The sequence below is a fragment of the Massilia sp. DWR3-1-1 genome, from assembly GCF_049898325.1.
Classification (GTDB): Bacteria; Pseudomonadota; Gammaproteobacteria; order Burkholderiales; family Burkholderiaceae_D; genus JAFCUW01.
The window spans coordinates 67,327-92,811 of record NZ_JAFCXL010000018.1 but is presented as its reverse complement, the minus strand read 5'-3'; the positions used below and the strand labels follow the sequence as shown (position 1 = coordinate 92,811).

Annotated in this window: 25 protein-coding genes; 10 read left to right on the top strand and 15 right to left on the bottom strand. The window is 67.0% G+C overall.

The window, feature by feature from the left end:
* Positions 1-11: 11 nt before the first annotated feature.
* The 7 genes from ACP7EY_RS18350 to ACP7EY_RS18320 form a co-directional block, all read right to left on the bottom strand.
* Complete coding sequence (locus ACP7EY_RS18350; protein WP_426196133.1) at positions 12-293, bottom strand: DUF2282 domain-containing protein; 282 nt, start codon at positions 291-293, stop codon at positions 12-14.
* 51 nt (positions 294-344) lie between these two features.
* On the bottom strand, positions 345-545 hold the full coding sequence (locus tag ACP7EY_RS18345) for a YjfB family protein (protein ID WP_426196131.1): 201 nt from the start codon (positions 543-545) through the stop codon (positions 345-347).
* Between the two features lie 64 nt (positions 546-609).
* Complete coding sequence (mobB, locus tag ACP7EY_RS18340) at positions 610-1,092, bottom strand: molybdopterin-guanine dinucleotide biosynthesis protein B (protein WP_426196129.1); 483 nt, start codon at positions 1,090-1,092, stop codon at positions 610-612.
* 25 nt (positions 1,093-1,117) lie between these two features.
* Positions 1,118-1,774: a general secretion pathway protein GspB gene (locus ACP7EY_RS18335; RefSeq protein WP_426196127.1), complete on the bottom strand. Its 657-nt coding sequence runs from the start codon at positions 1,772-1,774 to the stop codon at positions 1,118-1,120.
* Positions 1,775-3,379, bottom strand: a complete 1,605-nt coding sequence (locus ACP7EY_RS18330) for an AAA family ATPase (RefSeq protein WP_426196125.1) — start codon at positions 3,377-3,379, stop codon at positions 1,775-1,777. It abuts the gene before it with no gap.
* Positions 3,380-3,392: 13 nt separating this feature from the next.
* Complete coding sequence (locus ACP7EY_RS18325; RefSeq protein ID WP_426196123.1) at positions 3,393-3,878, bottom strand: hypothetical protein; 486 nt, start codon at positions 3,876-3,878, stop codon at positions 3,393-3,395.
* A 34-nt stretch (positions 3,879-3,912) separates the two neighbouring features.
* Positions 3,913-4,836, bottom strand: coding sequence for a LysR substrate-binding domain-containing protein (locus tag ACP7EY_RS18320; RefSeq protein ID WP_426196162.1), 924 nt, complete (start codon positions 4,834-4,836; stop codon positions 3,913-3,915).
* 158 nt (positions 4,837-4,994) lie between these two features.
* On the opposite strand from ACP7EY_RS18320, the gene ACP7EY_RS18315 reads away from it, so the two are divergent.
* The 9 genes from ACP7EY_RS18315 to ACP7EY_RS18275 all read left to right on the top strand — a co-directional run bounded on the left by ACP7EY_RS18315 (position 4,995) and on the right by ACP7EY_RS18275 (position 15,626).
* Entirely contained in the window at positions 4,995-5,261 is a 267-nt protein-coding gene (locus ACP7EY_RS18315; protein WP_426196122.1) for a hypothetical protein, read from the top strand.
* 222 nt (positions 5,262-5,483) lie between these two features.
* Positions 5,484-6,335, top strand: a complete 852-nt coding sequence (locus tag ACP7EY_RS18310; protein WP_426196121.1) for an SDR family NAD(P)-dependent oxidoreductase — start codon at positions 5,484-5,486, stop codon at positions 6,333-6,335.
* Between the two features lie 32 nt (positions 6,336-6,367).
* Entirely contained in the window at positions 6,368-7,300 is a 933-nt protein-coding gene (locus ACP7EY_RS18305; protein WP_426196119.1) for an AraC family transcriptional regulator N-terminal domain-containing protein, read from the top strand.
* A gap of 112 nt (positions 7,301-7,412) precedes the next feature.
* Positions 7,413-9,404, top strand: a complete 1,992-nt coding sequence (locus ACP7EY_RS18300) for a CocE/NonD family hydrolase (protein ID WP_426196117.1) — start codon at positions 7,413-7,415, stop codon at positions 9,402-9,404.
* Positions 9,405-9,631: 227 nt separating this feature from the next.
* Positions 9,632-10,513: a BadF/BadG/BcrA/BcrD ATPase family protein gene (locus ACP7EY_RS18295; RefSeq protein WP_426196115.1), complete on the top strand. Its 882-nt coding sequence runs from the start codon at positions 9,632-9,634 to the stop codon at positions 10,511-10,513.
* A 5-nt stretch (positions 10,514-10,518) separates the two neighbouring features.
* Positions 10,519-11,625: an N-acetylglucosamine-6-phosphate deacetylase gene (gene nagA / locus ACP7EY_RS18290; RefSeq protein ID WP_426196113.1), complete on the top strand. Its 1,107-nt coding sequence runs from the start codon at positions 10,519-10,521 to the stop codon at positions 11,623-11,625.
* Position 11,626: 1 nt separating this feature from the next.
* Complete coding sequence (locus ACP7EY_RS18285) at positions 11,627-12,637, top strand: SIS domain-containing protein (protein WP_426196160.1); 1,011 nt, start codon at positions 11,627-11,629, stop codon at positions 12,635-12,637.
* A 2-nt stretch (positions 12,638-12,639) separates the two neighbouring features.
* Positions 12,640-14,130: a beta-N-acetylhexosaminidase gene (gene nagZ / locus ACP7EY_RS18280; protein WP_426196111.1), complete on the top strand. Its 1,491-nt coding sequence runs from the start codon at positions 12,640-12,642 to the stop codon at positions 14,128-14,130.
* 188 nt (positions 14,131-14,318) lie between these two features.
* Positions 14,319-15,626 (top strand): tetratricopeptide repeat protein, encoded by a 1,308-nt coding sequence (locus tag ACP7EY_RS18275; RefSeq protein ID WP_426196109.1) that lies wholly within the window; start codon positions 14,319-14,321, stop codon positions 15,624-15,626.
* 101 nt (positions 15,627-15,727) lie between these two features.
* On the opposite strand, the gene ACP7EY_RS18270 is transcribed toward ACP7EY_RS18275, so the two are convergent.
* Positions 15,728-16,738 (bottom strand): IS1595 family transposase, encoded by a 1,011-nt coding sequence (locus ACP7EY_RS18270; RefSeq protein ID WP_426196107.1) that lies wholly within the window; start codon positions 16,736-16,738, stop codon positions 15,728-15,730.
* Positions 16,739-17,225: 487 nt separating this feature from the next.
* On the opposite strand from ACP7EY_RS18270, the gene ACP7EY_RS18265 reads away from it, so the two are divergent.
* Complete coding sequence (locus ACP7EY_RS18265) at positions 17,226-18,296, top strand: flavodoxin family protein (protein WP_426196105.1); 1,071 nt, start codon at positions 17,226-17,228, stop codon at positions 18,294-18,296.
* Between the two features lie 14 nt (positions 18,297-18,310).
* Here the strand turns inward: ACP7EY_RS18265 and ACP7EY_RS18260 are convergent, their stop codons facing one another.
* The 7 genes from ACP7EY_RS18260 to rplS form a co-directional block, all read right to left on the bottom strand.
* Positions 18,311-19,099 (bottom strand): SDR family oxidoreductase, encoded by a 789-nt coding sequence (locus tag ACP7EY_RS18260; RefSeq protein ID WP_426196103.1) that lies wholly within the window; start codon positions 19,097-19,099, stop codon positions 18,311-18,313.
* Between the two features lie 111 nt (positions 19,100-19,210).
* Complete coding sequence (locus ACP7EY_RS18255; protein WP_426196101.1) at positions 19,211-21,961, bottom strand: M16 family metallopeptidase; 2,751 nt, start codon at positions 21,959-21,961, stop codon at positions 19,211-19,213.
* 139 nt (positions 21,962-22,100) lie between these two features.
* Complete coding sequence (locus tag ACP7EY_RS18250; protein WP_426196099.1) at positions 22,101-22,550, bottom strand: CBS domain-containing protein; 450 nt, start codon at positions 22,548-22,550, stop codon at positions 22,101-22,103.
* An 82-nt stretch (positions 22,551-22,632) separates the two neighbouring features.
* The gene (locus ACP7EY_RS18245; protein WP_426196097.1) at positions 22,633-22,977 is read right to left on the bottom strand and encodes a DUF3579 domain-containing protein; all 345 of its coding nucleotides are present in this window, start codon (positions 22,975-22,977) and stop codon (positions 22,633-22,635) included.
* Between the two features lie 161 nt (positions 22,978-23,138).
* Positions 23,139-24,101, bottom strand: coding sequence for a CobD/CbiB family protein (locus ACP7EY_RS18240; protein WP_426196095.1), 963 nt, complete (start codon positions 24,099-24,101; stop codon positions 23,139-23,141).
* Between the two features lie 121 nt (positions 24,102-24,222).
* Positions 24,223-24,885, bottom strand: coding sequence for a CoA pyrophosphatase (locus ACP7EY_RS18235; protein WP_426196093.1), 663 nt, complete (start codon positions 24,883-24,885; stop codon positions 24,223-24,225).
* A gap of 96 nt (positions 24,886-24,981) precedes the next feature.
* Complete coding sequence (gene rplS / locus ACP7EY_RS18230) at positions 24,982-25,368, bottom strand: 50S ribosomal protein L19 (RefSeq protein ID WP_426196091.1); 387 nt, start codon at positions 25,366-25,368, stop codon at positions 24,982-24,984.
* Positions 25,369-25,485 lie beyond the last annotated feature (117 nt).

Here is a 25,485-nt window from a genome sequence, read left to right as displayed (position 1 = left end):
GGCGCGACCGATTATTTGGCGACGGCGCCCATGGCGGCAGCGCCCTTGCCATCGGCCAGTTTGCCGCCGGCCTTCAGGCAGCTGCCCTTGACGACATATTTCCACTCGTGGATGCTGTTGTCGGCCTTGGCCATGCCGGCGCAACCGTGCGCGCCGTCAGCGGCGGCGCAATCGTTCTGCCCTGCCTTGGCCACGCCGAAGCACTGCTCCTTGTCGACTTTTTTGTCGTCGGCGGCGGCGGCGGTGCAGACGCTCGCCAGGGCGGCGGCAAGGAGAAGATGGCGTTGGTTCATGGTCGCTCCAGTGGAATGTAGAGCGATTCTACACTGTCGCCACCGCGCGCGTCAGGCCTTGGTGTTGATGGTGTTTCCCAGGTGCGAAGGCAGATTTTGCACCGACGGCGCCGGCTGCACGGCGTCGAGCAACTGGGTGGCGGTGGAGGCGGCGATGTCCTGCGATTTCTTCAGCATGGCCAGACCGACTTCCTGCGCATTGCCTGTTTCGGCCATGCTCGTTGAGAGTTTTGCAATACCGGCGATGTCCATGGGAGTCTCCTGTGGTGGGCGTCTACTTCGGTAACGGTCCCCGCGCACAAAACTTTAATGGTATTTACAGGCGATCGTTCAACCAGGCCAGCACCGCCTGCGGACGGTTCAGGTCCAGCCAGGCGACGGCGGCCGGCGCATCGGCCGGGCGCGGCGCATCCGAGGCCACCGCGACGATGTGCGCATCGTTGACGTACAGGGCCGGCTTGCCCAGCGACGGCCGGAACACTTCGAGCTTGTCGATCGGCTCCCACTTGTAGCCCTCCACCACCGTCAGGTCGGCCGGCGCCAGGCGCGCCAGGTGCTCGGTGAGCGACGGCTCCGGCTCGCCGCGCAGTTCGCGCATGACGGCCAGGCGAAACGGCGAAGCGAGCATCACTTCGGCGGCGCCGGCCATGCGCAGGCGCGCGCTGTCCTTGTGGGGCGGCTCGAGCAGGACATCGTGGTGGCTGTGCTTGATGACATTGATGCGCAGACCGCGCGCGGCCAGCGCGCCCACCAGGTGCTCGAGCAAGGTGGTCTTGCCGCTGCCGGACCAGCCGACCACGCCGAGAACCGTGTTCGTATTCGTATCAGTAGGCGACTTTATAGCGGGTTCCCCTGTAGTTCATCAAGGCCGCCCTTGGCAGCAGCTTTTCCAGCACCAGCCCGGGCGCGACTTCCTCGCCTTCGTGGCGCAACACCTTGTCGATCAGGACCAGCCGGTCGGCCGGATTGCTCGAATACATATAGCCGCCGAAGCGCACCTGCGGAATCGCCGCGCGCACATTGTCGGGCAAGTCGCGCAGCGCTGGCAGGTGTTCGTCGTCGACGCTGGCCGCGGCCGGCGCTGGCCCATTGGCGGGGGCGGCGGCATTGACGGGGGCGGCGGCAGCGACCGGCGCGGCGCGTGGCGGCGCCGGTGGCGCTGCCTTCGGAAGCGCCGGCGTCGATGCCGGCGCCACCGCCAGCGGCGGCGCGCTCGCGGGCGCCACGCTGAGCGCGGCGGGCGCTGGCGCTAGCGCTGGCGCGGTCGTGGTCGGCGCCGGTGCCGGCGCGCGCAGCGCCCACACCACGGCGCCCACCACCAGCGCGGCGGCCACCCCGGCCCCGGCGCCGATCCATGCCACGCCGCGCGCGCGCGCCGCGCGTGGCGCCGGCGTCCCCACCGGCACCGCGTCGAGCGTGGGCGCATGGCCCAACTGGCGCTCGGCCTGGGCCTTTTTCAGTGCTTCGAGAATGTATGACATCTATCGTCCCTGCGGTTTGGCCGCCAGCAAGCGGGGCTCGGCCACGCCTGCCAGCTGGTTCAGGCGCATGTAGGTGCGCGGCCCGGCGACGCCGTCCGCTTTCAGATTTTGCTCGGACTGGAACTGGCGCAGCTGGGTGCGCGCGCGGCGGTCGAACGCAATCCCCAGCGCCGGCGCCGGCGTGCCGTTGACCTCGGCCAGGCGGGCGGCGATCCAGTCGACATCGGCGCCCGTATCGTCCAGCGTGACCTGGTCGCGAAAGCCGCGCGGCGCCGACCACACGGTGGTGTACTGGCCGTCGAAGCGGGCCGCCACCGAGGCCACGCTAAGCTGCTGGGTGACGCCGTTCATGCGCAGGGTCGCCGTCGAATCGGTCAGCTTGACCAGCACCACGTAGCCGACCTGCGCGCCTTCGTGCAAGGTGAGAATCGCCGGACGATCGAGCAGGCGCAGTTCGTACAGCCCGCCCTTGCCCTGGTGGCAGTGCAGATTGACCTTCAGCGCCGCCTGGCACGGCGTGCCGGCGCCCAGTTTGGCGCCCCACAGGGCGGCCAGTTCGGGCAAGGCGTCGTCGATGCTGCCATAGGCTGGGGTGGCGACCGCTGCCGGGACGACAGGCGCCGCTCTTGGCGTGGCGGGCGTGGCCGGTGCTGTCGCCACCGCTTTCGGCGCCGGCGCTGGCGCGGTCCTGGCCGCCAGTTGCCACAGCCCCGCGCCGGCGGCGGCGCCGGTCAGCAGCAGCGCGGCGGCCAGCGCCCAGCGCCGCCGGCCGGCCGCGCCAGGGGCGGCGCCGAACACCTCGGCGGCGGCGCGGCGCAGGATTGGTCGGCTCACCTGCGCGGCATTTTCCACGTAGGCACCGAGCAGGGCGCGGTCGCACAGCAGGTTAATGCGGCGCGGCACGCCGCCGGTGAGCGCATGAATCAGGCCCATCAGGCGACGCGGGAAGGGCCTGACGGCGCCGGCACCGGCCACCGCCAGGCGGTGCGCCACGTAGCTGTTGGTTTCCTGCGCCGACAGGGAACCCAGGTGGTAGCGGGCGATCACCCGCTGCGCCAGTTGCTCCAGTTCGGGCCGCGCCAGCATGGCGCGCAACTCGGGCTGGCCGATCAGGATAATCTGCAGCAGCTTGCGCTCGCTCGTTTCCAGGTTCGTCAGCAGGCGCAGTTGTTCGAGCACGTCGGCCGACAGGTTCTGCGCTTCGTCGATCACCAGCACATTGTTCAGGCCGCGCGCGTGGCTCTCGAGCAGGTAGGCGTTGATGGCGTCGACATAGGTTTTCACGCTGACCGCGCCGGCTCCCGCGGGCGCGAGCGTGATGCCGAATTCATCGCAGATCGACAGCAGCAGCTCTTCCACCGACAGTTTTGGGTTGAAGATGTAGGCCAGCTTGCAATCGGGCGGAATCTGCTCGATGAAGCAGCGGCACACGGTGGTCTTGCCGGCGCCGATTTCTCCCGTCAGCAGGACGAAGCCGCCGCCGCTGCCCACGCCATAGAGCAGGTGTGCCAGCGCCTCGCGGTGACGCTCGCTCATGAACAGATAGCGCGGATCGGGCGCGATCGAGAACGGCGGCTGCTTGAGGTTGAAAAATTGGGTGTACATGGACTCGACTGGACTATTGGGCGGGCGGCAGCGGCTTGTATTTGAGGCAGTAAATCTTCGATTTATCCTTGAAATAGACGATCTGGCTGCCCGGCTGCGCTTCGCGCACGGGGTATTTTGTCGCATCCTGCGGACGGTGACGGGGTCCGGCCTGCAGCCGGATCATCTCGTCGAGCTTGTCGGGCTCGACATCGATCACGGCGGCCAGGAACACCACCTCGCTGCTGTCGTCGCTGACCATCACCTCGTTCACCTGCGCGCCCCACAGATTGGCTTCCACCTTGAACCACCAGGCGCCCCCTTCGCGCTTGTAGGACGGGCCGAAATGCTCGACCAGCCAGCCGTAAAAATAGGCGTTGTCGAGCTGGCTACGGCACAGCAGCGCGCTGCCAATGACCTGGCTGAAGGTCGATGGCGCCGCGCCGGCGGGCGCCGCGATCAGGGACCATGACAGCGCCAGCGCGACGCCGGCGCGCTCGAATACTCTGTGCTGGGGCATGCGGGTGTCCGGACGAAGGGGAAGCTGCAGCGCATTATGCCATGCCGGCGCCTAACCACGGATCGCTCTCGGGATGGGGGAACTGCGCGCTCATGAAGTCGACAAAGCCGCGCACCTTGGCCGAGAGCAGCCTGCGGCTCGGGTACACCATCATCACCGACAGCTGCCCCAGGCGCTGGCCCGGCAGCAGCCGCACCAGCCGGCCCCGGTCGAAATCGTCCTTCACCGAAAACGAGGTTTGCAGCATCACCCCCATGCCGGCCAGTGCCGCGTGGCGCAGCACCACGCCGCTGTTGGAGACCATGCGGCTGTGCACCGGCACGCTGACCTGCTTGCCCTCCCACTCGACCATCCAGTGGTGGCGCAGCTGTTCGTAGGCGAAGTTCAGGCACGGGTGCGCCGCCACCTCGAGCGGGGTGGCCGGCGCGCCGTGGCGCGCCACATACTCGGGAGACGCGCACAGCACCACCGTCGACATGGCCAGCCGGCGCGCGATCAGGGTGCTGTCGAACTTCTGCAGGTCGATGAAGATGCCGACGTCGTACGCCTCCTGCACCAGGTCGACGTCGTGATCGGACAGCGTCACGTCGAGCACCACGCCGGGCATGCTGGCGGCAAAATGCGGCAGCAGCGCCGCCAGCTGGGCCTGGCCGAAGCCGGGCTGGCAGTAGATGCGCAGGTTGCCGGTGGGCTGGCGCGCGCTGCTCGAGGCGATGGCGTCGGCGTCGTCGATGTCGGAGAGGATATGGCGCACCCGCTCGACATACTGGGCGCCCGTCTCGGTCAGCGACAGGCGGCGCGTGGTGCGATTGAGCAGGCGCGTGCCCAGGTGCGCCTCGAGATCGGCGACGTTGCGGGTGACCACGGCGGCCGACATGTCAAGGGCGGCGGCGGCGCGCGCGAAGCTGCCCAGTTCGACAACGCGGACGAACACGCGCATGGATGCCAGACGGTCGATGATGCCCCCTATTATTGCTGAATGCGAAATTGTGCATTGCGATTATTCGTCTTTTTTGTGCCAAACGCAAGTAGTAGACTGCTTCACATGGAAAGATCACCAGGTCTTCCGCGCCGCAGCCGCTGGCTGGACGCTCATTCATTTTCAGGAGCCACACCATGCATGCCAAATCCCTCGTCGCCGCCGCACTGTTTGCCGCCGCCCTCAGCCCAGCGTTTGCCGCCGATGCCGCCCCTGCCGCCGCAACCCCGGCTGCCTCCGCCGCCGCAGTGAGCGTGACCGCCCAGGCGCTGAACCTGCAAAACGTCGCCAGCGTGGCCATTCCCGCCGGTCGCAGCCGCGCCGAGGTGCATGCCGAAGCGGTCGACTTCGTGGCCCACTACAAAACCATGCTGGAAGTGCAGCTGGAACTGGCCAAGAACTAATCACCCTGTCAAATACGGCGGCGCCAGCGTGCGTCGTCGACCAGATGCACAAGGGCCGGGTCGAGAACGACCTGGCCCTTTTTTTGCGTGCGGCGTCCGCAGCCTGCTCGCACGATTGCACCATTGCGCCAGCACCCTGGAGTTTCAGGCAAGCGCGCCACGCTGCCAACTTTTACCATGCTCTTCGTCGCCACCCCGGTGGTTCATCAACGGAGCATCAGCATGAGTCAGCAAACGATCGACAAAGTATGGTTCGTCACGGGCGCCGCCCGCGGCATCGGCGCCCGCGTGGTCGAAGCGGCCCTGGCGGCGGGCGACCGGGTGGTCGCCAGCGGGCGCGATCTGGCGCAGTTGCAGGCCGCGTTCGGCCACGTCGATGGCGCGCGCATCGCGCTGCTGCGGCTTGATGTCGCCAGCGCCGACAGCGCCCTCGCAGCGACCACGGCGGCGCTGGCCTGCTTCGGCCGCATCGACGTGCTGGTCAACAACGCCGCCTACGGCCTGCTTGGCAATTTCGAAGAACTGAGCAGCGCCGAGATCGAGCAGCAGTTCGCCGTCAACGTCCACGGCGTCATGCACATGCTGCGCGCCGTCCTGCCGGCCATGCGCGCGCGCCGCTCGGGCCATGTGATCAATATCTCGTCGATTGCCGGCGTGACCGGCTTCGACGGCGCCGCGGTCTACTGCGCCAGCAAATATGCCATCGAAGGGCTGTCGGCATCGCTGGCGCTGGAACTGGCCCCGTTCGGCATCGCCGTCACCGTCGTCGAGCCGGGCTTTTTCCGCACCGACTTCCTCGACGCCTCCTCGGTACGCTACGGCGCCGCCTCGATCGACGACTACGCGGCGCGCGGCAAGGTGGCCGATGCCTACGGCGCCTACCACGGCAAGCAGCCGGGCGATCCGGTCAAGCTGGGCGCGGCGATCGTCGAGCTGGCGGCGATGCAGCCGCCGCCGCGCCAGTTCCTCGCTGGCAGCGACGCCCTCGCCATGGCCGGCGCGGCGCTGGCGGCGCGCCACGCCGAAATGCAGGCCAGCGCGGCCCTGTCGGCATCGACCGATCATCGCGATTGATGGCCCATGCCGGGCGCCTGTATGCTGTGCAGATGGACCCCGATCACAGCAATCCCCTCGACGCCGGTGTGCGGCGCCTGGCCGCGCAGCTGCTTGCGGCCGCGCCGCGCGACGGCAGTTTCGCGCTGGGGGTGGGCGGCGCCCACGCCGTGCGCACCTCGGCCGTCAGTAGCGAACTGGTGCATGGCATGCACCGCCCCGCCCTTTGCATCGTCGCCCAGGGCGCCAAGACGGTCATGCTGGGCACGCAATCGTTCGACTACGATCCTTCGCGCATGCTGATTTTTTCGCTCGATGTGCCGATCGCCGCGATGATCCGGCAAGCCAGCGTGGCGGCGCCCTACCTGTCCTTGCGGATCGACTTCGACCTGGTCCGCCTGGCCGAATTGATCCTGCAGGTCTACCCGGACGGCGTGCCGCCGCTGCGCCAGCAGCACGCCGTCTACGTGGCCCAGGCCAGCGCGGCGATCATCGACGCCGCCACGCGGCTGGCGGCGCTGGCCCGGCAGCCGGACGACGCCGCCTTGCTGGCGCCCTTGATCGTCGATGAAATCCTGATTCGCCTGCTGCGCAGCCCCTTCGGCGGCCGCCTGGCCCAGCTGGGGCACGTCGAATCGCACCGGGTGTCCCGGGTGGTGGCGTGGATCCGCGACCATTTCGATCAGCCGATGCGGGTCGATGACATGGCCGAACTGGCACACATGAGCGCGTCGTCGCTGCACCAGCAATTCAAATCGCTCACGTCGATGAGTCCCCTGCAATTTCAGAAAACCCTGCGCCTGCAGGAAGCGCGCCGCCTGATGCTCGCCACCGGCGTCGACGCCGGCATCGCCGGCCAGCAGGTCGGCTACCTGAGCGCGTCTCAATTTAGCCGCGAATACGCGCGCCACTTCGGCAGCGCGCCCTCGCGCGACATGCTGCGCCTGCGCAGCGGCGGCGTCGATGCCGTCGCCTTTACCCAGTAGGCGGCGCCGGCCCGGGCCTTTATGATACTGTGTCCGCGGCCAGCCAAGTGCCTGGCTTCAAGCGCGTATTTACGGCCGCTTCATGCCGTCCACCAGTTCAACAAGGCCCGCCATGCCGTCACGTTTTGCCCGCCGTCTCAGCCCCGTCGCACTCGCCACCACCATGCTGCTGGCCGCCGCCGCCCATGCGCAGACCACCCCGGCCGTCGCCGCTCCCGCGCTGTACCCGAACTATCCGTCGGAGACGCCCGCCGAATTTGTCCCCGTCACCGCCAGCTTCAATTACATCAAGCGCGCGGTGATGGTGCCGATGCGCGACGGCACCCGGCTCAATACCATCGTCATCATCCCGCGCAACGCGCGCGGCGCGCCGATGCTGCTCACCCGCACGCCGTATGACGCCAATGGCCTGGTCAGCCACGCCGACAGTTCCGACCTGGGCACGATCCTGCAAGGCTACGACAATGCCGCCGACGTCATCGTCGACGGCGGCTACATCCGCGTGGTGCAGGACGTGCGCGGCAAGCACGGCTCCGAAGGCGACTACGTGATGAACCGGCCGCTCGCCGGCCCCCTGAATCCGACCCCGGTCGACCATTCCACCGATACCTGGGACACCATCGAGTGGCTGACCAGGAATGTGCCGGAATCGAACGGCAAGGTGGGCATCATCGGCATCTCGTACGACGGCTTCCTGCCGCTGATGGCGCTGGTCAATCCCCATCCGGCGCTCAAGGTGTCGGTGCCGATGAATCCGATGGTCGACGGCTGGATGGGCGACGACTGGTTTCATCACGGCGCCTTCCGCCAGATCAATCTGTCGTACATGCTCGAGCAGGTGGTCACCCGTCGCGGCGACGCCAAGTGGTTCACCGGCACCCACGACGATTACGACACCTTCCTGCGCGCCGGCTCGGCCGGTGAACTGGCGCGCCAGCGCGGCGTGACGCAAAGCGGCTTCTGGAAAAAGCTGACGGCCCACCCCGCCTACGACAGCTTCTGGCAGGAACAGGCGATGGACAAGATCCTGGCGCGCCAGCCGGTGACGGTGCCGACCCTGCTGGTGCACAGCCTGTGGGATGCCGAAGACATCTACGGGGCGATTGCCGTGTACAAGGCGATCAAACCGAAGGACAGCGCCAACGACAAGGTGTTCCTGGTGATGGGGCCGTGGTCGCACGGCGGCGGCATCGGCGACGGCAGCAAACTGGGCGCCCTCAATTTCAACGCCGACACCGCCCTGCACTTTCGCCAGGAGATCCTGCGTCCCTTCCTCGACCGCTACCTGAAGGACGCACCGGCCGGCGCCCCCGCCCCGGTCCAGATCGCCCCGGTGTCGGCGTTCGAGACGGGCACCAACAAGTGGCGCAGCCTGCCATCGTGGCCGGCCGGCTGCGCCAGCGGCTGCGCCATCCGGCCGACCCCGCTGCGGCTGGCGGCCAATCAGCGCCTGGTGCTGGGCGGCGCCGCCGCGCCGGGCGCCGCGCGGGCCTACGACGAGTACATCGCCGATCCGGCCAAGCCGGTGCCGTACCGCGCCCGCCCCCTCAACTACGGCTACGACGAAGCGAAGGGCCAGACCTGGCCGCGCTGGCTGGCCGACGACCAGCGCGAGGCGTCCGGCCGCACCGACGTGCTGACGTTTACCACCGAGGTGCTGACGGCGCCCGTGAAAATCGCCGGCGAGCCGGTCGCCAAACTGGTCGCCTCCACCAGCGGCACCGACGCCGACTGGGTGGTCAAGGTGATCGACCTGTACCCGGACCAGGTGGGCAGCGATGCGGCCATGGGCGGCTACCAGTTGATGATCTCGGCCGACATCTTCCGCGGCCGCTACCGCGAGAGCTACCAGCACGCCAGGCCGCTCGCCGCCAACCAGGCGCTCGGCTATCAGTTCGCCCTGCCCACGGCCAACCACGTGTTCCTGCCGGGCCACCGCATCATGGTGCAGATCCAGTCGAGCTGGTTCCCCCTGTACGACCGCAATCCGCAGACCTTCGTGCCCAGCATTTTCGAGGCCACACCGGCCGACTACAAGAAGGCCACGCAGCGGATTTACCACAGCAGCTTTGTCGAGCTGCCCGTGGTCGAAGCGGCGCGCTGACAGGGCGCGGGGCGGCGCCCTCGGCGCCGCCCCCTCATCAATACCAGCCAACAAACCAGTTGGCACCCCTTCCATCGAATATTCGATATTAATCAAGGCATTACAGAATTCCCGGACGCCGACGAATCGATACCAAAATCAGCATCATCAATACCAATTAAATACCTATTGACAGCACCAGCGGCCCTACCTATAGTGGCCCGATTCTCCCCATCGGGCTATTCACCATGATCGACTATCTCATCGGCGTCGACGGCGGCGGTACCGGCACCCGGGTGCGCCTGGCGCGCGCCGACGGTACCGAGCTGGCGCAAGGGCACGCCGGCCCGTCCGCCCTCGCCCACGGCATCGACAATGCATGGCGCGCCGTCACGGCGGCGGTGCACGAAGTGTTCGCCAACGCCGGCCTGGCCGTGCCGCCCTGGTCCGCCGTCGCCATCGGCCTGGGCCTGTCCGGTGTCCACAACAAGGACTGGGCCGCCGCCTTTATCGCCGCCCAGCCCGGCTACGGCGCCATCGTGCTCGACACCGACGCCACCACCACCCTGCTGGGCGCCCATGCCGGCGCGCCGGGGGTGATCGTCGCCATCGGCACCGGCAGCGTGGGCCAGGCCCAACTGCCCGACGGCAGCATGCGCGAAGCGGGCGGCTGGGGTTTTCCCGCCGGCGACGAAGCGAGCGGCGGCTGGATCGGCCTGCGCGCCGTCAACCTGGTCGAGCGGGTGGTCGACGGGCGCGCGCCCGGCTCGGCGTTTGCCGCCGCACTGATCGACGCCTGCGGCGGCTCGCGCGACGCCATCCAGCGCTGGCTGGGTGGCGCCAACCAGACCGCCTACGCGCAACTGGCGCCGATCGTCGTCGCCCACGCCGCATCCGACCCCGCCGCCCACGCCATGCTCGAAGCGGCCGGCCTCGAAGTGGCCAGCCTGGCGCGCGCGCTCGATCCCGACGGCCAATTGCCGCTGGCCCTGTGCGGCGGCCTGGGTGCACCCCTGCGCGCATTCCTGCCGCCGCAACTGGCGGCCCGCTGCGGCACGCCGCAAGGCGACGCCGCCAGCGGCGCCCTGCGCATGATCGCCCGGCACCTGCAACCGAACCTACAAGGCTGACACCCATGCGCACTTCCGTTTCCGGCAATATCCTCACCCCCGAAGGCTGGGTCCACGGCAGCATCGACTTCGCGCGCCGCATCGTCGCCATCGACGGCGCGGCGGTCGACCCGGACGCCAACGGCGACCCGTTCATCCTGCCCGGCTTCATCGACCTGCACGTGCATGGCGGCGGCGGCCGCGACGTCATGGAAGGGGGCGACGCCGCCCACGTGATCGCCGCCGTCCACGCCCGGCACGGCACCACCAGCCTGCTGGCGACGACGATGACGGCGCCGCCGGCCGACATCGTCGCCGCCCTGCAGGCGCTGGGCCAGGCCTGCGCCAATCCGCGCAAGGGCGGCGCGCGCATTCTCGGGGTACACCTGGAAGGGCCCTTCATCAACCCCGGCAAGCTCGGTGCGCAGCCCGATTTCGCCAGCGTCGCCAGCATCGACGACGTCGCCGCCCTGCAGGCGCACGCGCCGCTGCGGCTGATCACGGTGGCGCCGGAAATGCCGGGCCACCTGGCGCTGGTGCGCGCCCTGACCGAGGCCGGCATGCGCGTGCAGATCGGCCACACCACCGGCAGCTACGAGGACGGCGTGGCCGCGCTGGCCCACGGCGCCTCAGGTTTCACCCACCTGTTCAACGCCATGAACCCGCTGCACCACCGCAGCCCCGGCATGGTGGGCGCAGCGCTGGCGCACGCCGACTATGCCGAGATCATCCCCGACCTGCTGCACGTGCACCCGGGCGCCATCGCCGTGGCCCTGCGCGCGATTCCCCACCTGTACTGCGTGACCGATTCGACCGCCGCCACCGGCATGCCCGATGGCCAGTACATGCTGGGCCGCCAGGTGGTCCACAAGTGCATGGGCGGCGTGCGCCTGACCGACGGCACCCTGGCCGGCAGCACCCTCACCATGGACCAGGCGCTGCGCAACCTGGTCCAGACGATGGGCCTGGACCTGGCCGACGCCTCGAAGCGGGTGTCGACCAATGCCGCCGATTACCTGGGTGAAGCGGAGCGGGGGCGGCTGCTGGCCGGCTGCTTCGCCGACCTCGTCGTGCTGGACCGCGGCCTGAATCTCCAGGCCGTGTATATCGAAGGAGAAGCGTGTGAGCTCTAAAATGCTGGAAGAAGCCCTGTCCGCGGGTCAATGCGTGGCGCGCCAGCTGGCGCAGGATGCCGACCGTTACGCAGAACTGGGTCGCAAGCTGCGCTCGACCAATTTCAATACCGCCCTGACCATCGCGCGCGGCAGCTCAGACCACGCCGCCAACTACTGCGCCTACCTGATCATGGCGCGCCTGGGCCGGGTGGTGGCGTCGCTGCCGATGTCGCTGCTGACCCTGTACAAGTCGCCGCTGCTCACGCGCGACACGCTCACCATCGCCATTTCGCAATCGGGCCAGAGTCCCGACGTCGTCGAGCCGACCGCCTACTTCCGCGACGGCGGCGCCACCACGGTGGCGCTGGTCAACGACATCGACTCGCCGCTGGCCCACGCCGCCGAATGGGCCATGCCGCTGCACGCGGGCAAGGAGCACAGCGTGGCCGCCACCAAGAGCTTCATCACCAGCCTGGTGGCCGGCGCGCGCCTGGTGGCGCACTGGCAGAACGACGCCGAACTCAAGGCGGGCCTGGAGGCGCTGCCGGACGATCTGGCCGTGGCCGGCGGCAGCGACTGGTCGGCCGCCATCGAGGTGCTGGCGCCGGCGCGCAACATCATGGTGGTCGGACGCGGCATCAGTTTTCCCATCGCCCTCGAAGCGGCCCTGAAACTCAAAGAGACCTCGGCCCTGCAGGCCGAAGCGTTCAGCGGCGCCGAGATCAAGCACGGCCCGATGGCGCTGATCGAAGACGGCTATCCGCTGCTGATCTTCGCCACCCGCGGCCCGGCCCAGGCCGGCCTGCTGCAACTGGCTGCCGAAATGCGCGGGCGCGGCGCGCGCGTGCTGCTGGCCGCCCCCGCCGATGTCGCCGAGCGCGACCTGACGCTGCCGCTGGCCGCCCATGCCGACCTCGACCCTATCGTCGCCGTGCAGGCCTTCTATGTCATGGCCGCGCAACTGGCCAAGGCACGCGGCATGGACCCGGACCGGCCGCGCCACCTGAGCAAAGTCACCAGGACCAATTGAGCATGCGCGCCCCTCTGACTTCCCGTGAACGCGCGGGCCGGCTGATCATGGTGCGCATCGGCGGCACCGAGCTCGATGCCGCCACCAGCGCCCTGCTGCAGGCGAACGCCGTGCGCGGCGCCTGCCTGTTTCGCAACAACATGCGCGACGCCGCCCAGTTGACGGCCCTGAACGGCGCACTGCGCGCCGTGATGGGCGACGGCGCCCTGCTCGCCCTCGACCAGGAAGGCGGCGCCGTGGTGCGCTCGACCTGGGTACCGGCGCCGCCATCGGCGATGGCGCTGGGTGCGGCCGACGACACCGACCTGGCGCGCCGCACCGGCGCCGCCGTCGGCCGCGCCGTCAAGGCGCTGGGCTTCAACTGGAACTTCGCGCCCGTGCTGGACCTGAACAACAACCCGCACAATCCCGTCATCGCCGAGCGCTCGTTCGGCGCCGACCCGCAGCGCGCCACCGCGCTGGCGCTGGCCTGGATGGCCGGCAGCGAGAGCGCCGGCGTGGCCTGCTGCGTCAAGCACTTTCCCGGCCACGGCGACACCAGCGTCGACTCGCACCGCGACCTGCCCACGGTCGACAAGCCACTGGCCGAACTGGCGCAGTGCGAACTGGCACCGTTCCGCCAGGCGGCGGCCCACGCGCCGGCGATGATGACGGCGCATATCATCTACCCCACCCTGGACGCCGAGTTCCCCGCCACCATGTCGCGCCCCATCCTCACCGGGCTGCTGCGCGAACAATGGGGCTACCAGGGGGTCATCATCACCGATGCCATGGACATGCACGCCATCGCCCACCGCTATGGCGCCGGCGCGGCCGCCGTCAGGGCGCTGGCGGCCGGCGCCGACATGGTCATGGCGCTGGGCGACGCTGCCGCCGTCGAGCAGACCATCGCCGCGATCGCCGCCGCCATCGACGACGGCACCCTGGCCGACGCCGATGTGGACGCCAGGCTGGCGCGCCTGGACGGCCTCGCCCTGGCCTATCCGTGCGCGCCGCGCGCCTATGCGGAAGACGCCGATGACCGCCTGCTGATGGCCGAAGGCTGGCGGCGGGGACTGACCGCCTATGGCGCGCCGCGGCGCCCCGCACCAGGGGCCAGGCTGCGCCTGGTGATGCGCCAGGACCGGGTCAGCGACGGCGTCTCCGAGCCGGGCGTGTCGGCAGCGAGCCTGGCGGCCTCGCTGGGCCGCTTGTACGACGTCGAGCTGCGCACGTTCGCCGACGCCGAGCAGTTCGACTGGTCCGCCCTGCCGTCCGATGGTCGCTACACGGTGCTGGCCTCGACCTCGCGCCTGCGCTACGGGCCGGCCGCCAGGGCGCAGTTCCGGCCCGACCTGCACCTGGCCTTGTGGAATCCGTACCAGGCGCTCGACATCGACGCCCCCGCACTGATCACGTATGGCTTCGCGGCGCCGGCGCTGGCTGCGGTCAATGACTGGCTGGGCGGCACGGCCGAAGCGCAGGGCAGCGCGCCGGTACCCGGTTTCGCCTGAGGGGCGCCGCCGTCACATTCTGTTGCAAGCAATTGCGAGCGGCGTTGCCGGCCTTTATGGGACAATACGCTCTTCCGCCTGGCCTTGTCTTTTTGTCAGGCATTATGCGGCGCAAGAAAATCCGTGCTGCGTAACACCTGACGCAGTCGAGCGCATTTTATGTTTGTCTTTGAATAGAAGGGTTGTCCATGTCTCAATTTCGCCTTGCCCGCATCAGCTTGATGCTTGCCGCCATCGGCCTGAACGCTGTGCCCGCATTGATGAGCGGCGCCCATGCCCAGAAAGCGCCGGCCGCCGCTGCCGCGCCTGTCGCACCGGCGGACACGGTCCGCCCCGAATTGTTCAAGCTGCTCGATCCCGCTGCTGTCAAGCAGTTGTTGGCCGACAAGAATTTCGCCGAGATGCAAAACCGCGTCAGCCAGGCCGAAGCCTTCCCCGCCAAGACCCCCTACGAAATCTACGTGCTCGACCGCATGAAGATCGCGCTCGGCTCGGCCACCAGCAACGACGCCATGGTCATGGCCGGGCTGGAAGCGGCGATTGCGTCGGGCAGGATGCCCGCGCCCGACCAGGCCGAGTTTGTGCTGGCGCTGGGCAATTACCACTACAACGCGAAGAACTATGTCAAAGCCATCGAGTGGTTCAAGCGCTACCAGAAAGACAGCGCCACCCCGGCCAAGGCCACCCCCGCGCTGATTCGCTCCTACTACCTGAGCAACGACTTCGCCACCGCCAAGGCGATGCTGGTGCCGGCCATTGCCGACACGGAAAAAGCCGGCCAGGCCCCTTCCGCCGAAGACCTGCGCCTGCTCGCCAGTGCCGCCTCCAAGGTCAAGGACACAGCCGTCTACGTCAGCACGCTGGAAAAACTGGTGGCGATGTATCCGACGGACGAATACTGGGCGGACCTGCTGCACCGGGTCCCGGCCAAGCCGGGCTACAACCAGGCCCATGACGTCGATATCCTGCGCCTGCAAATGGTGGCGGTGAAACAGATGGCCGCGGAAGAATATGTCGAACTGGCCGAACTCGATCTGCTGGCCGGCTTCCCCACCGAAGCGAAAAAAGTCATCGATGCCGGTTACGCTGCGGGCGTGCTGGGCAGCGGCGCCAACGCCGCCAAGCACAAGCAGTTGCGCGATCGCGCCACCAAGGGCGCCGCCGACGACGCCAAGAACATCGCCAGCGGCGAAGCAAGCGCGGCCAAGGCGAAGGATGGTGTCGGCCTGGTCAATCTCGGTTATGCCTACGTCACGATGGACCAGTTCGACAAAGGCCTTCCCCTGATGGAGCAAGGCATCGCCAAGGGCATCAACAAGCGCCCCGACGATTACAAGCTGCGCCTGGGCATCGCCTACGCCAAGGCAGGCCGCAAGGCCGAAGCGCTCAAGGCCTTCGACCAGATCAAGGGCGACGACGGCGCCACCGACCTGGCGCGCTACTGGGCGCTGTGGGTCAATCGCGCCGCGCCGGCAGCGCCGGTGGCGGGCAAGTAAGGACAGCGGCCACGCAAGGCCGCCGACAGCGGGCAGGGCGAATCGCCCTGCCCGCTTTTTTTTTGGCGCTTTCACCGTTAGCTGTTGAGTTTCTTTCGAGCTCAAGCGCTGAAGTGACCGAGCGCCGCTGCGAGGAAGCGCTCGGCGTTGCCGATGCGGCGCAGGTCGATGGCCCAGCACCAGCCCAGGTAATTGTCCAGATAGCGCGTGGCCACGCCGTTGAAGTGATGGAGCCACCGTTTAAAGCGGCTGTGATAAGCGTTGACGTTTTGAATGTGAATGGCTTCACGTACACGAACGCCCTGGCGCAGCTTGATGCTTTGATGGTCGATGCCCGCCTCGCGCGCGAATTTTTTATAGGCCGCATTGGCGTCGCTCACGAGCAGCACATCGCGCTGCAGTTTTGGTAGCAGGTGGGTGTGCAAGGCGTCGGCTTTGAGGGCGCCGCGCCCGGCAATAAAATCGATGGTGGCGCCGCCCCGGTCGCGCGCCACCACGATGTTGACCAGTTGCCTGGATATGCCCCGTTTCGACGCGACGCCGCCGCGCTTGCGGGGCGCTCTGCCCAGCGGTGTATTTTCCTGCCCGCTTTCCTGATCCTTTTTCGGCCCCTTGTCCTGATCACTTTCCTGCTTATTACTCTGCTGGCTGCTCTGCTGGTTGCTCTGCGGGTTACTTTGCTGCTTGCTCTGCTTCTTACCCTGCCGGTTCCCCTTCTCCGATTCGAGCAAAAACGTCTCGTCGGCCTCGGTGATGCCTTGCAGTGTGGCGGGTCGGTCGAACTTGACCCAGTGCAGGAAGCGGTGGCGCCATCTAAAACTGGTATTGGCGTGCACCTGCACTTTCTCGGCGGCGCTTTTGACGGTGCAGGCCGGGTCGCGCAGGCAATCGCAATACGCGAGCCACTTGCCCTTGAGGCGCAGGCGCGCCAGTGGCGTGCCCGTTAAACCATTAAAAGTTTTTCCACAGGCGCGGCAGCGATAGCGCTGCAGGCCATTGGCGACGCCGTGGCGGCCGAACTGGCGCGATGCGCAGCGGGGACACACGCTGCGCGCACGGGAGATCTGATCGATCAGCGCGGCAATGCGCTCGCCGTTGACGAGCGCCGACATGAAACAGCACACGGCCAGCCTCTGGTGCGTATCAAGAACCTATCCCGGTAGGTCGGAGTCGCTGCTTGCCGGTGCGCCGCTGCGACGCCTGGCAAGCGATGGCGGGCCGTCATATATGACTTGCCTCGTCTTCGCATGGCTCGCCATGCGTCATCCTCGCGCCTTGCCCTCGGCTGCCATGCATCGCAATCCGCTTCCTCCTACCTACCGGGATAGGTTCTAAAGGCGCGCAGCCGGGAGAACAGGCGGGTGAAATTAGGACGGACCTGCTTGCCTTGTGCCACGCTGCTTTCCCATCACGGTGGTGGAGCAGGTTTGACCTCAGCAATTCAAATCGGTTCGGGGTCGACCCACAGCAAACGGTGAAAGCGCCCTTTTTTTGGCTTGCCCATGAAGCCTGTGCTCGCTTGTGTTAGTTGGCCAACCTTGTGCGGCGCGCAATTGGCCGATACTCGTTCCACATCATTCATACTGGAGCGAGACGACCATGACGGAAGTACGCAAGGGACAGGCTGCGGCCAAGCTGGGCAAGGACGAATTTCACCTGGTATTTACGCGCTCGTTCAGCGATCCCCGCTTCGAGGCCGTGCGCGACGAGCTGGCCAAGGTGGAAGCCATCGCCTTCGCCAACTACCAGCAATCGCGCAAGGCGCCGGTGACGGTCAAGGCGGGCCCCGGCTTTGCCGATCCCGACTACGACTTGTCGATCGAATGGCAAGCGACACGCGAACAGTTGCTGGCAGCCGAGCGCCAGCAAAAGGACCCGGCCGGCCGCTCGCGGGTGCTGCTCATTAACGCATCGGCGCGCAACGACGGCAGCTGTCCTGGCGAAATATCGAAGAGCTTTCGCATGACCGAACTGGCCCGCGCCATTCTCGAGGCGGACGGCATCGAGGTCGACGTGCTCGACCTGAGCCGCATGACGTCCGATTACGACCGCCATATCCATCCGTGCAAGGGCTGCGCCTCCACCGCCATGCCGCTGTGCCACTGGCCGTGCAGCTGTTACCCGAACCAGTCGCTGCACCAGACGAGCGACTGGATGAACGAGATCTACCAGCAATGGGTGGCCGCGCACGGCGTCATCATCGTGACCCCCGTGTACTGGTACCAGACCCCGGCCGTATTAAAACTGATGATCGACCGGCTCGTCTGCGCCGACGGCGGCAATCCCGACCCCACCACCACCCACGGCAAGGACGCCGAGAAAGCGAAGGCGCTCGAGTTGCAGGGCTGGGATTACCCCAAACACCTGGCCGAGCGAGCCTACGGCCTGGTCGTGCATGGCGATGTGGCCGGCATCGAAGGGGTGCGGCGCGGTCTGTCGGACTGGCTGGACTGGATGGGCCTGATCGACGCGGGGCCCGCCGCCAAACTGGACCGGTTCATCGGCTACTACGAATCGTATGCCGAAAGCCACGACGCCTTCGACGCCGATCAGGCCTTCCAGGAAGAGGTGAGAAATGTGGCGCGCGCGGTGTCGGCCGCGGTCAAGCAACTGCGGGCGGGCACCTTGTCCAAGCCCGACCGCCATCTGACACGGCCGCGCCCCAAGTAAGGCGCCCGCCGCCATCAGATCGCCGTCAAGCCACCGTCGATGGTCAGCTGGTGGCCCGTCACGAACGAGGACTGTTCCGAGCACAGCCAGAGCGCCGCGTTGGCGATCTCCGCCACTTCGCCGAAGCGGCCGATCGGGTGCAAGTTGCGCAGCTTCTTTTCGCGCGCCGGGTCGCGCTCGAGCGCGCGCGCCAGCATCGGCGTGTTGACCACGCCGGGACAAATACTGTTGATGCGAATGCCCAGGCGGCCGTACTCGGCCGCCGCCGTCTTGGTCAGGCCGATCACCGCGTGCTTGCTGGCCGAGTAGACCGCCTGGGTGGGCGCGCCCACCAGGCCGGCCACCGAGGCGGTGTTGACGATCGCCCCGCCACCTTCCTGCTTGAGCATCTGGCGGATCTGGTACTTCATGCACAGCCAGGTGCCCTTGACGTTGACGTCCATGATGCGGTCGAACAGCGCTTCCTCGCCCTCGGCCAGCGGCAGCGACTCTTCCTCGATGCCGGCATTATTGAAAGCGCAGTCGAGGCGGCCGTAATAGGCCACCGTCTTGTCGACCAGCGCTTCGACATCGGCGGCGCGCGCCACGTTCGCTTGCACGAACAGGGCCTTGCCGCCCGCTTCGACGATCATGGCGGCGGTGGCGTGGCCGCCATCGACCGAGGTGTCGGCCACCACCACGCAGGCGCCGGCGCGGCCAAAGGCCAGTGCCGCGGCGCGGCCGATGCCGGCGGCGGCGCCGGTCACCATCACGACCTTGCCATCGAACGTTTTCTCGTGCTGCTGCTTTATCTTGCCCACCATTGCCGACTCCGTTGTTGAACAGGAGAACTTAATCGTTCCCTACGGCAACATCATACTGCGACAAGGCCCGCCAGGCAAACCAACAAATGCCCTTAGGCAACAATAAAGCCCTTATTTTGTTGGTGCTGTGGCCTTTTTGACGTCGCCGGCAATTACGACTGTCAGCTTCGATGGATCGATGACCTTGCGAAAGGCGGCATTGAGCTGCGCCAGGGTGACCGCCATCAGGCGCTGCTCGAACTGCGCACTCCAGGTAAAGCTGGCATTGCGGTGCAAATAGGCCGCCCAGCCGGCCGCCAGCACGGCGTCGTCGGCGCGGTTTTGCAGGCGCTGCTGCATCAGCCCCGACTTCGCGCCCGTCAGCTCGGCCTGGGTGAAGCCGTCCTTGAGCGCCCTGGCCAGCTCCTGCTGAACGGCTTGCTCGACGCGCGCCAGGTTGGGTGGCGCGGCGATGGCGCTGATCATGAAGGCGCCCGCCCGGTCGAGCTCACCGGCGGCCAGTTGCGAGCCGCCCCCGTACGACAGGCCGTCTTTCTGGCGGATGCGGTCGAGCAGGCGCGATTTCAGGCCGCCTTCGCCGAAAATATAGTTGGCGATGGTCAGCGCCGGATAGTCGGGGTCGTCGATGTTCAGGTCCAGGTTCTGGCGCGCGACCAGCACGCCGTTTTCCTTGTCGGGCGTGTCGAGCAGGCGGCGCACGGGCGCGACCACCTCGGCCCGGCGCAGCACCGGCGCCACCGGCGTGAGCGGCTGCCACTTGCCGAACAATTCTTCGATGACGGGAATGATGGCGTCGGCATCGAAGTCGCCGACGATGGCCAGTTCGGCCGGCGCCGCGCCATAAAAGTCGCGGTGAAATGCCTTGATCTGGTCGAGCGTGGCGGCGCGGGTGTCGGCCAGGTCGTCGTCGATGGTGCCGTCGTAGCGGACGTCGCCGCGCGGGTAGGTATTGAAGTGCTCGGCCAGCGCGCGCGACGCCACCGCCTGCGGCTCACTGCGGTTGGCCTCGATCGCCACCAGCGTCTGCGCGCGCAACTGCTCCAGTTCGGTCGCGGAAAAAGCGGGCGACTTCAACACCTGCGCCGCCAGCCGCAGGGCCTCGGCCAGGTGGCTGCGGGTGGTTTCGAACTGGTGCGGTCCGCCCGTCATGCGCAGCGCGTCGAAGGCGTCGGTCAGCGCCACCCGGTCATGGCGGGTGGTGCCGCGCGCGAGCATGGAGGCGGTCAGCGAGGGCACGGCGCCCTTGCCGAACAGGGTGGCGGGGTCGCCGAAGTGCTGTACCAGCTCGACCGAGACCGATTCGCCCCGGTTCTTTTTCGGCAGCAGCGCCACGCGCACGCCGCCGATGGTGAGCAGGCGCGTGCGTTGCATGATGTTGGCCTGGCTGGGATCGAAGTCCTCCGACACCAGCGAGGTCGCCTTCGGCGTGAAATTGGCCAGCAGGCTCGCTACCGCGGGCGCGGCGGGAATCTCGGCGCGCCGGGTGGCGTCGTCCGGCAGAAAATAGCCGGTGACGCGGTTGTCGCGCCGCAGGTAGCCATCGGCCGCCTTGGCCACCTCTTGCGCGCTGATGGTGGCCACGCGCTCGCGGCCAACGAAATACAGGCGCCAGTCGCCCAGTGCGATCGCCTCCGACAGCGCCACCCCGACCTGCTGGGGATCATTCAGGCTCTTGTCAATCTCGTTGTTGATCGTGCGCCGCACCCGCTCCATTTCGTCGGTGCTGGGCGGGGTGGCGGCGAAGCTTTCGATGGCGGTGGTCATGGTGGCGGCCACCTTGTCGATCGGGTCGCCCTTCTTGACGATGGCGCCGAACACCTGCAGGCCGGGGGCATAGCCGGTCTGGCCGAACGAGAACACCTGGCTGGCCATGCCGCTGTCGATGAGCAGCTTGTGCAGGCGCGAGGCGGGGCCGTTGCCGAGGATGTCGGCGCTGAAGGCCAGCACGTCGCTGTCGTCGTGCAGCGCCGAAGGCACGTGGTAGGCGACGGCGACGATCTGCACGTCGCCCTGGCGGCGCACCTCGAAGGAACGGGCGCCGTCCTGGGTCGGCTCGACCGTCCAGTACTTGGGCAGCTCGCGGCGGGGCCGGGCAAGGGCGCCGAATTTTTGCGCGATGAAGGCCAGCGTGGCATGGGGATCGAATTTGCCGGCCACCAGCAGCACCGCGTTGTCGGGCTGGTACCAGGTTTTATAGAAGGCCTGCAGATTGCCGATGCCGACGTTTTCGATGTCGCTGCGGTTGCCGATGGTCGAGCGGCCGTAGCTGTGCCAGTCGTAGGCCACGCTTTGCAGGCGCTTGAGCAGCACCGAGGACGGCGAATTTTCGCCGCTTTCGTACTCGTTGCGCACCACCGTCATCTCGGAATCGAGATCGCGCCGGGCGATGAAAGAGCCGGTCATGCGGTCGGCTTCCATCTGCAGCGCCCATTGCAGGTTGTCGCCCGTGGCCTGGAACACCTCGTAGTAATTGGTGCGGTCGAGCGAGGTGGTGCCGTTGAACTGCATGCCCCGTTCGGCGAACTGGCGGGTGATGTCGCGATTGCGCGGCGATCCCTTGAACATCAGGTGCTCGAGCAAATGCGCCATGCCCGTTTCGCCGTAGTTCTCGTGGCGCGAGCCGACCAGGTAGGTGACGTTGACGGTGATGGTGGGCTTGGAATTGTCGGGAAACAGCAGCACCTTCAGGCCGTTCTGCAGCCGGTATTCGGTGATCCCTTCGACGGACGGGCCCACCGTGACGCCCTTGGGCAGCACCAGCGGCTTGAGCGCCACAGCGGCGGCGCTGGCGTGGGTGGCGGCGCCGAGCGCGCCGGCAAGCAGGAAGGCGCAGGCAAGGCGCCCGCTATTGAACAGCATCATGGTCTCTCGCGTGGTGGGAAGTGCCGCCGCAGAGGTGGCTCCCGGCGCGTCCGGACAAAGGCGGGACGGCGCCGTGCGTCGCCGGGCGAGCGCATGCGCGATAGTAGCAGAGCGGCGGCGCCGGTGGCTGAAGGCGCCCTTAATGACGGGCGCGGCGCTCCTGGGCCTGCTGGTGCGGCGCGATGCGCGCCAGTTCGCTCATCTCTTCGGCCAGGAAGCCCAGCAGATCGTCGGCGCTGACGATGCCCGACAGGCGGCCGCTGCCGTCGACCACGGGCAGGCGGCGCACGCCGCGCCGGTGCATGCGCTCGATCGTCTCGTAGACATCGTCGTCGGCATGGCAGGTATCGAGGTCGTCGCTCATGATGTCGCCCACGAGCAGGCTGGCCGGGTCGAGGCCCAGGGCGATGACGGAGACGACGATGTCGCGGTCGGTAAGGATGCCGACCGGTAGCTTGTCATCGTCGGGCTGGTCGATGACGACCAGGTCGCCCACGTGGTGCTGGCGCATTTTCATGGCGGCGTCCTGGACGGAATCGTCGCGCGTGCAAAAGATCGTGGAAGTGGTGCAGATTTCGCCGATACGCATGATGCTCTCCCGGCGGCCCCATGCCGCTGATGCTATCAGCATAGCGGGGAATCGACGGATTGGAAGAGGACGCGCGGTGGGACTACCGGGCAGGCGGCTTCGGTTTGACGTCGGGCAGCTCGCACGCTTCGACCACTTGCAAGTCGTTGTCCTTGGCGAAGTCGACCACGAAGTGATAGGCCAGCGGTTCGATGTTTTTCAGGGCCTTGTCGACGACGACGGCGCGCACGCCGTTGAGCATGGTGGGGCGCACATAGGGCGAAAACGCCAGGCGGGCATTTCTTACCCCTTCCGGCTGGAAGCACGACATGGCGCCACTCAAGCGGTCGGCCCAGTCACTGGGACGAAATTGCTTGCCGTCGCTGGTGAGGCCGAGAATGAAAAATTCCTCAGCGACATCGATCTTGGTTTGCGGTGTTTCGGCCATGGGGCGGCGGGTCTCGGGGAGAATGCGGCGTGGAAGGGCCCGGACAATTTCAACCGGGCAGCTGACGCAGTATTATATCTTATAGAAGACTTGAAGTCCCCTTTATGGTCGGGCGCCCTGCGCCGGCGCCCGCCTGTCTCCCCCAAGCTGCCAAGGCCCGTTTAACCGAGCCAGACTGCGCCGGACAGCAGCAACAATATCATCATCCACAGCAACAAGGCGCGCCACACCAGGCCCACGGTGCTCTGCAAGGCGCGGATGGTGGGCTCGACGCCGGGCAAGACGTCGGCGTCGGCCTCGCTGCTGTCGACCGTGGCCGCGTCGGGCGGCAAGGTGACGCCGGAGGCATTCTCGAACGGCGAACCGAGCCGCACGCCCATGGCGCCGCCGCCGGCGGTGAGGATGATGCCCTTGGCCTGGTCGACCCAGCGGTGGGCGAAGTTGCGCCAGGCATAGATGGCATCTTCGAAATTGCCCACCACGGCGAACGCCACCGCCGTCATGCGCACGGGCAGCCAGTCGATCCAGTAAAACGCCTTGGCGGCGAACTGGCCGAACGCTTCGTTGTGCATGTGGTCCGGCTCGTTCCAGGCGCGGGCCAGGTATTCGGCCACCCGGTACATCACGGCGCAGGCGGGCCCGAGCGGCATGAGAAACCAGAAAAACACGCCGAACACATTGCGGTGGGTCGTCACCAGCGCCTTTTCCACGGCGATGCGGGAAATCTCGCCCGACTCCATGCCGACCGTGTCGATCCTGGCCCAGTCGGCCAGCAAGGTGCGCGCGGTGGCTTCGTCGCCGTTGTTGAGGGCGATCTGGATCGAGGTGAAATAATGGCTGTAGTGGCGAAAACCCAGCGTCAGGTAGACGATCAGCACGTTCCAGGCGAAGGCGGCGAAGGTCAGATTGTAGTGATTTAACACCCAGTAGATCAGCGCCGTGGGCACCATCAGGGCGCCCATCATCAGGAACCAGCCCAGCCGGCCGTCGGCGGCGCTGCCGGCGTTGAACCAGGTTTCCATGCGTATGGCGAAACTTTTGATCTCGGCATAAATCATGTTATCTGAGCGCAAGGGCTTCAACTGCTCGATCAGCAGCGCGCACAGAATGGAAAGAAAAGTCATCGAACGTCCTTGGTAATAAACGGCAATACTGCCCGGCCCCGCTAAGATAGCGCAGAGATGGAGCGGAATCAACTTGGCGTGCGGAGAAGATCCAGAACCGGGGCTGCTGCGCGGGCGCGCGTCAGGCGCGCAGGAAGTGAAACAGGTTGCGGATCATGCCGGCGGTGGCGCCCCAAATGAAGTAATCGTCGTAGGGCATCGCATAAAAGCGCCGCCGCGCGCCCGCTGGCAGCACGTAGGACAGGCGCTGGTGGTGGGCGCCATCCATCAGGAAGGCCAGCGGCACCTCGAAGATATCGGCCACTTCATTGCTTTCGGCGGTCAGCTCGAACGGCGGGGCCAGCAATCCTACCACGGGCACAACGTGGTAGCCGGTGCCGGTCAGATAATCGGGCATGGTGCCGATCAGCTCGACATGGCGGGCGTCCAGGCCGATTTCCTCCTGCGCCTCGCGCAAGGCAGTGGCGGCGGCGCCCAGGTCGTATTTTTCCGCGCGCCCGCCGGGAAAGCTGATCTGGCCCGGATGGTTGTTCAGGTGCGCCGTGCGGCGCGTGAGCAGCATGGTCAGGCCCTCGGCGCGCTCGACCAGGGGAATGAGCACGGCGGCCGGGGTCATCACGGCGCGCGGGCCCACCGATTCGTCGAGCTCCTCGGGCGTCCACGGCGGCGGCACGGCAAAGCGCTGGCGCAGGGCCGCCGCCGTCAGCGCCGCCGGCGCCACGGGCGCCTCGCCGGCGATGCTGTCGATCGGTAACTGTTCGGGGTCGAAGGGAAGCTTGGGCAAGCGCGAAATTCCTTGGTAAAAAAGCAAAAAAGGCATCCAGTGGATGCCTTTTCCAGGCACGCAAGGTGCCTTCGGTGTGCAACGCTGTCGCTAATATTACTTGGCGACTGCTGGCGTTGCAACGCGACGTTGTGGCAGCTTTTCTTTGATACGTGCCGACTTGCCCGAACGCTCACGCAGATAGTACAGCTTGGCGCGACGGACATCGCCGCGACGCTTGACTTCAATCGAAGCGATCAGTGGCGAATACAGTTGGAACGTACGCTCGACGCCTTCGCCGGACGAGATCTTACGAACGATGAAGTTCGAGTTCAGGCCACGGTTACGACGGGAGATGACCACGCCTTCGTATGCCTGGGCGCGCTTGCGGGTGCCTTCGACGACGTTGACGTTGACGACGACGGTGTCGCCTGGTGCAAAGTCAGGGATGGTCTTGCCCAGACGGGCAATCTCTTCCTGCTCGAGAGTTTGAATCAGATTCATGGTAAAACTCCTGTAACCATCGTGCTGGCGCTGCAATGCCCAGTAGAGGATGGGGTTGATACGGACGGGCCACATGCCCGCCGGGTGCTGCACCTGCGTGGCCGGTTTTGCGAAACC

Coding starts and splice junctions, on each gene's coding strand:
- ACP7EY_RS18350 (WP_426196133.1), bottom strand. CDS start 293: ATGAACCAACGCCATCTTCTCCTTGCCGCCGCCCTGGCGAGCGTCTGC.
- ACP7EY_RS18345 (WP_426196131.1), bottom strand. CDS start 545: ATGGACATCGCCGGTATTGCAAAACTCTCAACGAGCATGGCCGAAACA.
- ACP7EY_RS18335 (WP_426196127.1), bottom strand. CDS start 1,774: ATGTCATACATTCTCGAAGCACTGAAAAAGGCCCAGGCCGAGCGCCAG.
- ACP7EY_RS18330 (WP_426196125.1), bottom strand. CDS start 3,379: ATGTACACCCAATTTTTCAACCTCAAGCAGCCGCCGTTCTCGATCGCG.
- ACP7EY_RS18325 (WP_426196123.1), bottom strand. CDS start 3,878: ATGCCCCAGCACAGAGTATTCGAGCGCGCCGGCGTCGCGCTGGCGCTG.
- ACP7EY_RS18315 (WP_426196122.1), top strand. CDS start 4,995: ATGCATGCCAAATCCCTCGTCGCCGCCGCACTGTTTGCCGCCGCCCTC.
- ACP7EY_RS18310 (WP_426196121.1), top strand. CDS start 5,484: ATGAGTCAGCAAACGATCGACAAAGTATGGTTCGTCACGGGCGCCGCC.
- ACP7EY_RS18305 (WP_426196119.1), top strand. CDS start 6,368: ATGGACCCCGATCACAGCAATCCCCTCGACGCCGGTGTGCGGCGCCTG.
- ACP7EY_RS18300 (WP_426196117.1), top strand. CDS start 7,413: ATGCCGTCACGTTTTGCCCGCCGTCTCAGCCCCGTCGCACTCGCCACC.
- ACP7EY_RS18295 (WP_426196115.1), top strand. CDS start 9,632: ATGATCGACTATCTCATCGGCGTCGACGGCGGCGGTACCGGCACCCGG.
- nagA (WP_426196113.1), top strand. CDS start 10,519: ATGCGCACTTCCGTTTCCGGCAATATCCTCACCCCCGAAGGCTGGGTC.
- ACP7EY_RS18285 (WP_426196160.1), top strand. CDS start 11,627: ATGCTGGAAGAAGCCCTGTCCGCGGGTCAATGCGTGGCGCGCCAGCTG.
- nagZ (WP_426196111.1), top strand. CDS start 12,640: ATGCGCGCCCCTCTGACTTCCCGTGAACGCGCGGGCCGGCTGATCATG.
- ACP7EY_RS18275 (WP_426196109.1), top strand. CDS start 14,319: ATGTCTCAATTTCGCCTTGCCCGCATCAGCTTGATGCTTGCCGCCATC.
- ACP7EY_RS18270 (WP_426196107.1), bottom strand. CDS start 16,738: ATGTCGGCGCTCGTCAACGGCGAGCGCATTGCCGCGCTGATCGATCAG.
- ACP7EY_RS18265 (WP_426196105.1), top strand. CDS start 17,226: ATGACGGAAGTACGCAAGGGACAGGCTGCGGCCAAGCTGGGCAAGGAC.
- ACP7EY_RS18260 (WP_426196103.1), bottom strand. CDS start 19,099: ATGGTGGGCAAGATAAAGCAGCAGCACGAGAAAACGTTCGATGGCAAG.
- ACP7EY_RS18255 (WP_426196101.1), bottom strand. CDS start 21,961: ATGATGCTGTTCAATAGCGGGCGCCTTGCCTGCGCCTTCCTGCTTGCC.
- ACP7EY_RS18250 (WP_426196099.1), bottom strand. CDS start 22,550: ATGCGTATCGGCGAAATCTGCACCACTTCCACGATCTTTTGCACGCGC.
- ACP7EY_RS18245 (WP_426196097.1), bottom strand. CDS start 22,977: ATGGCCGAAACACCGCAAACCAAGATCGATGTCGCTGAGGAATTTTTC.
- ACP7EY_RS18240 (WP_426196095.1), bottom strand. CDS start 24,101: ATGACTTTTCTTTCCATTCTGTGCGCGCTGCTGATCGAGCAGTTGAAG.
- rplS (WP_426196091.1), bottom strand. CDS start 25,368: ATGAATCTGATTCAAACTCTCGAGCAGGAAGAGATTGCCCGTCTGGGC.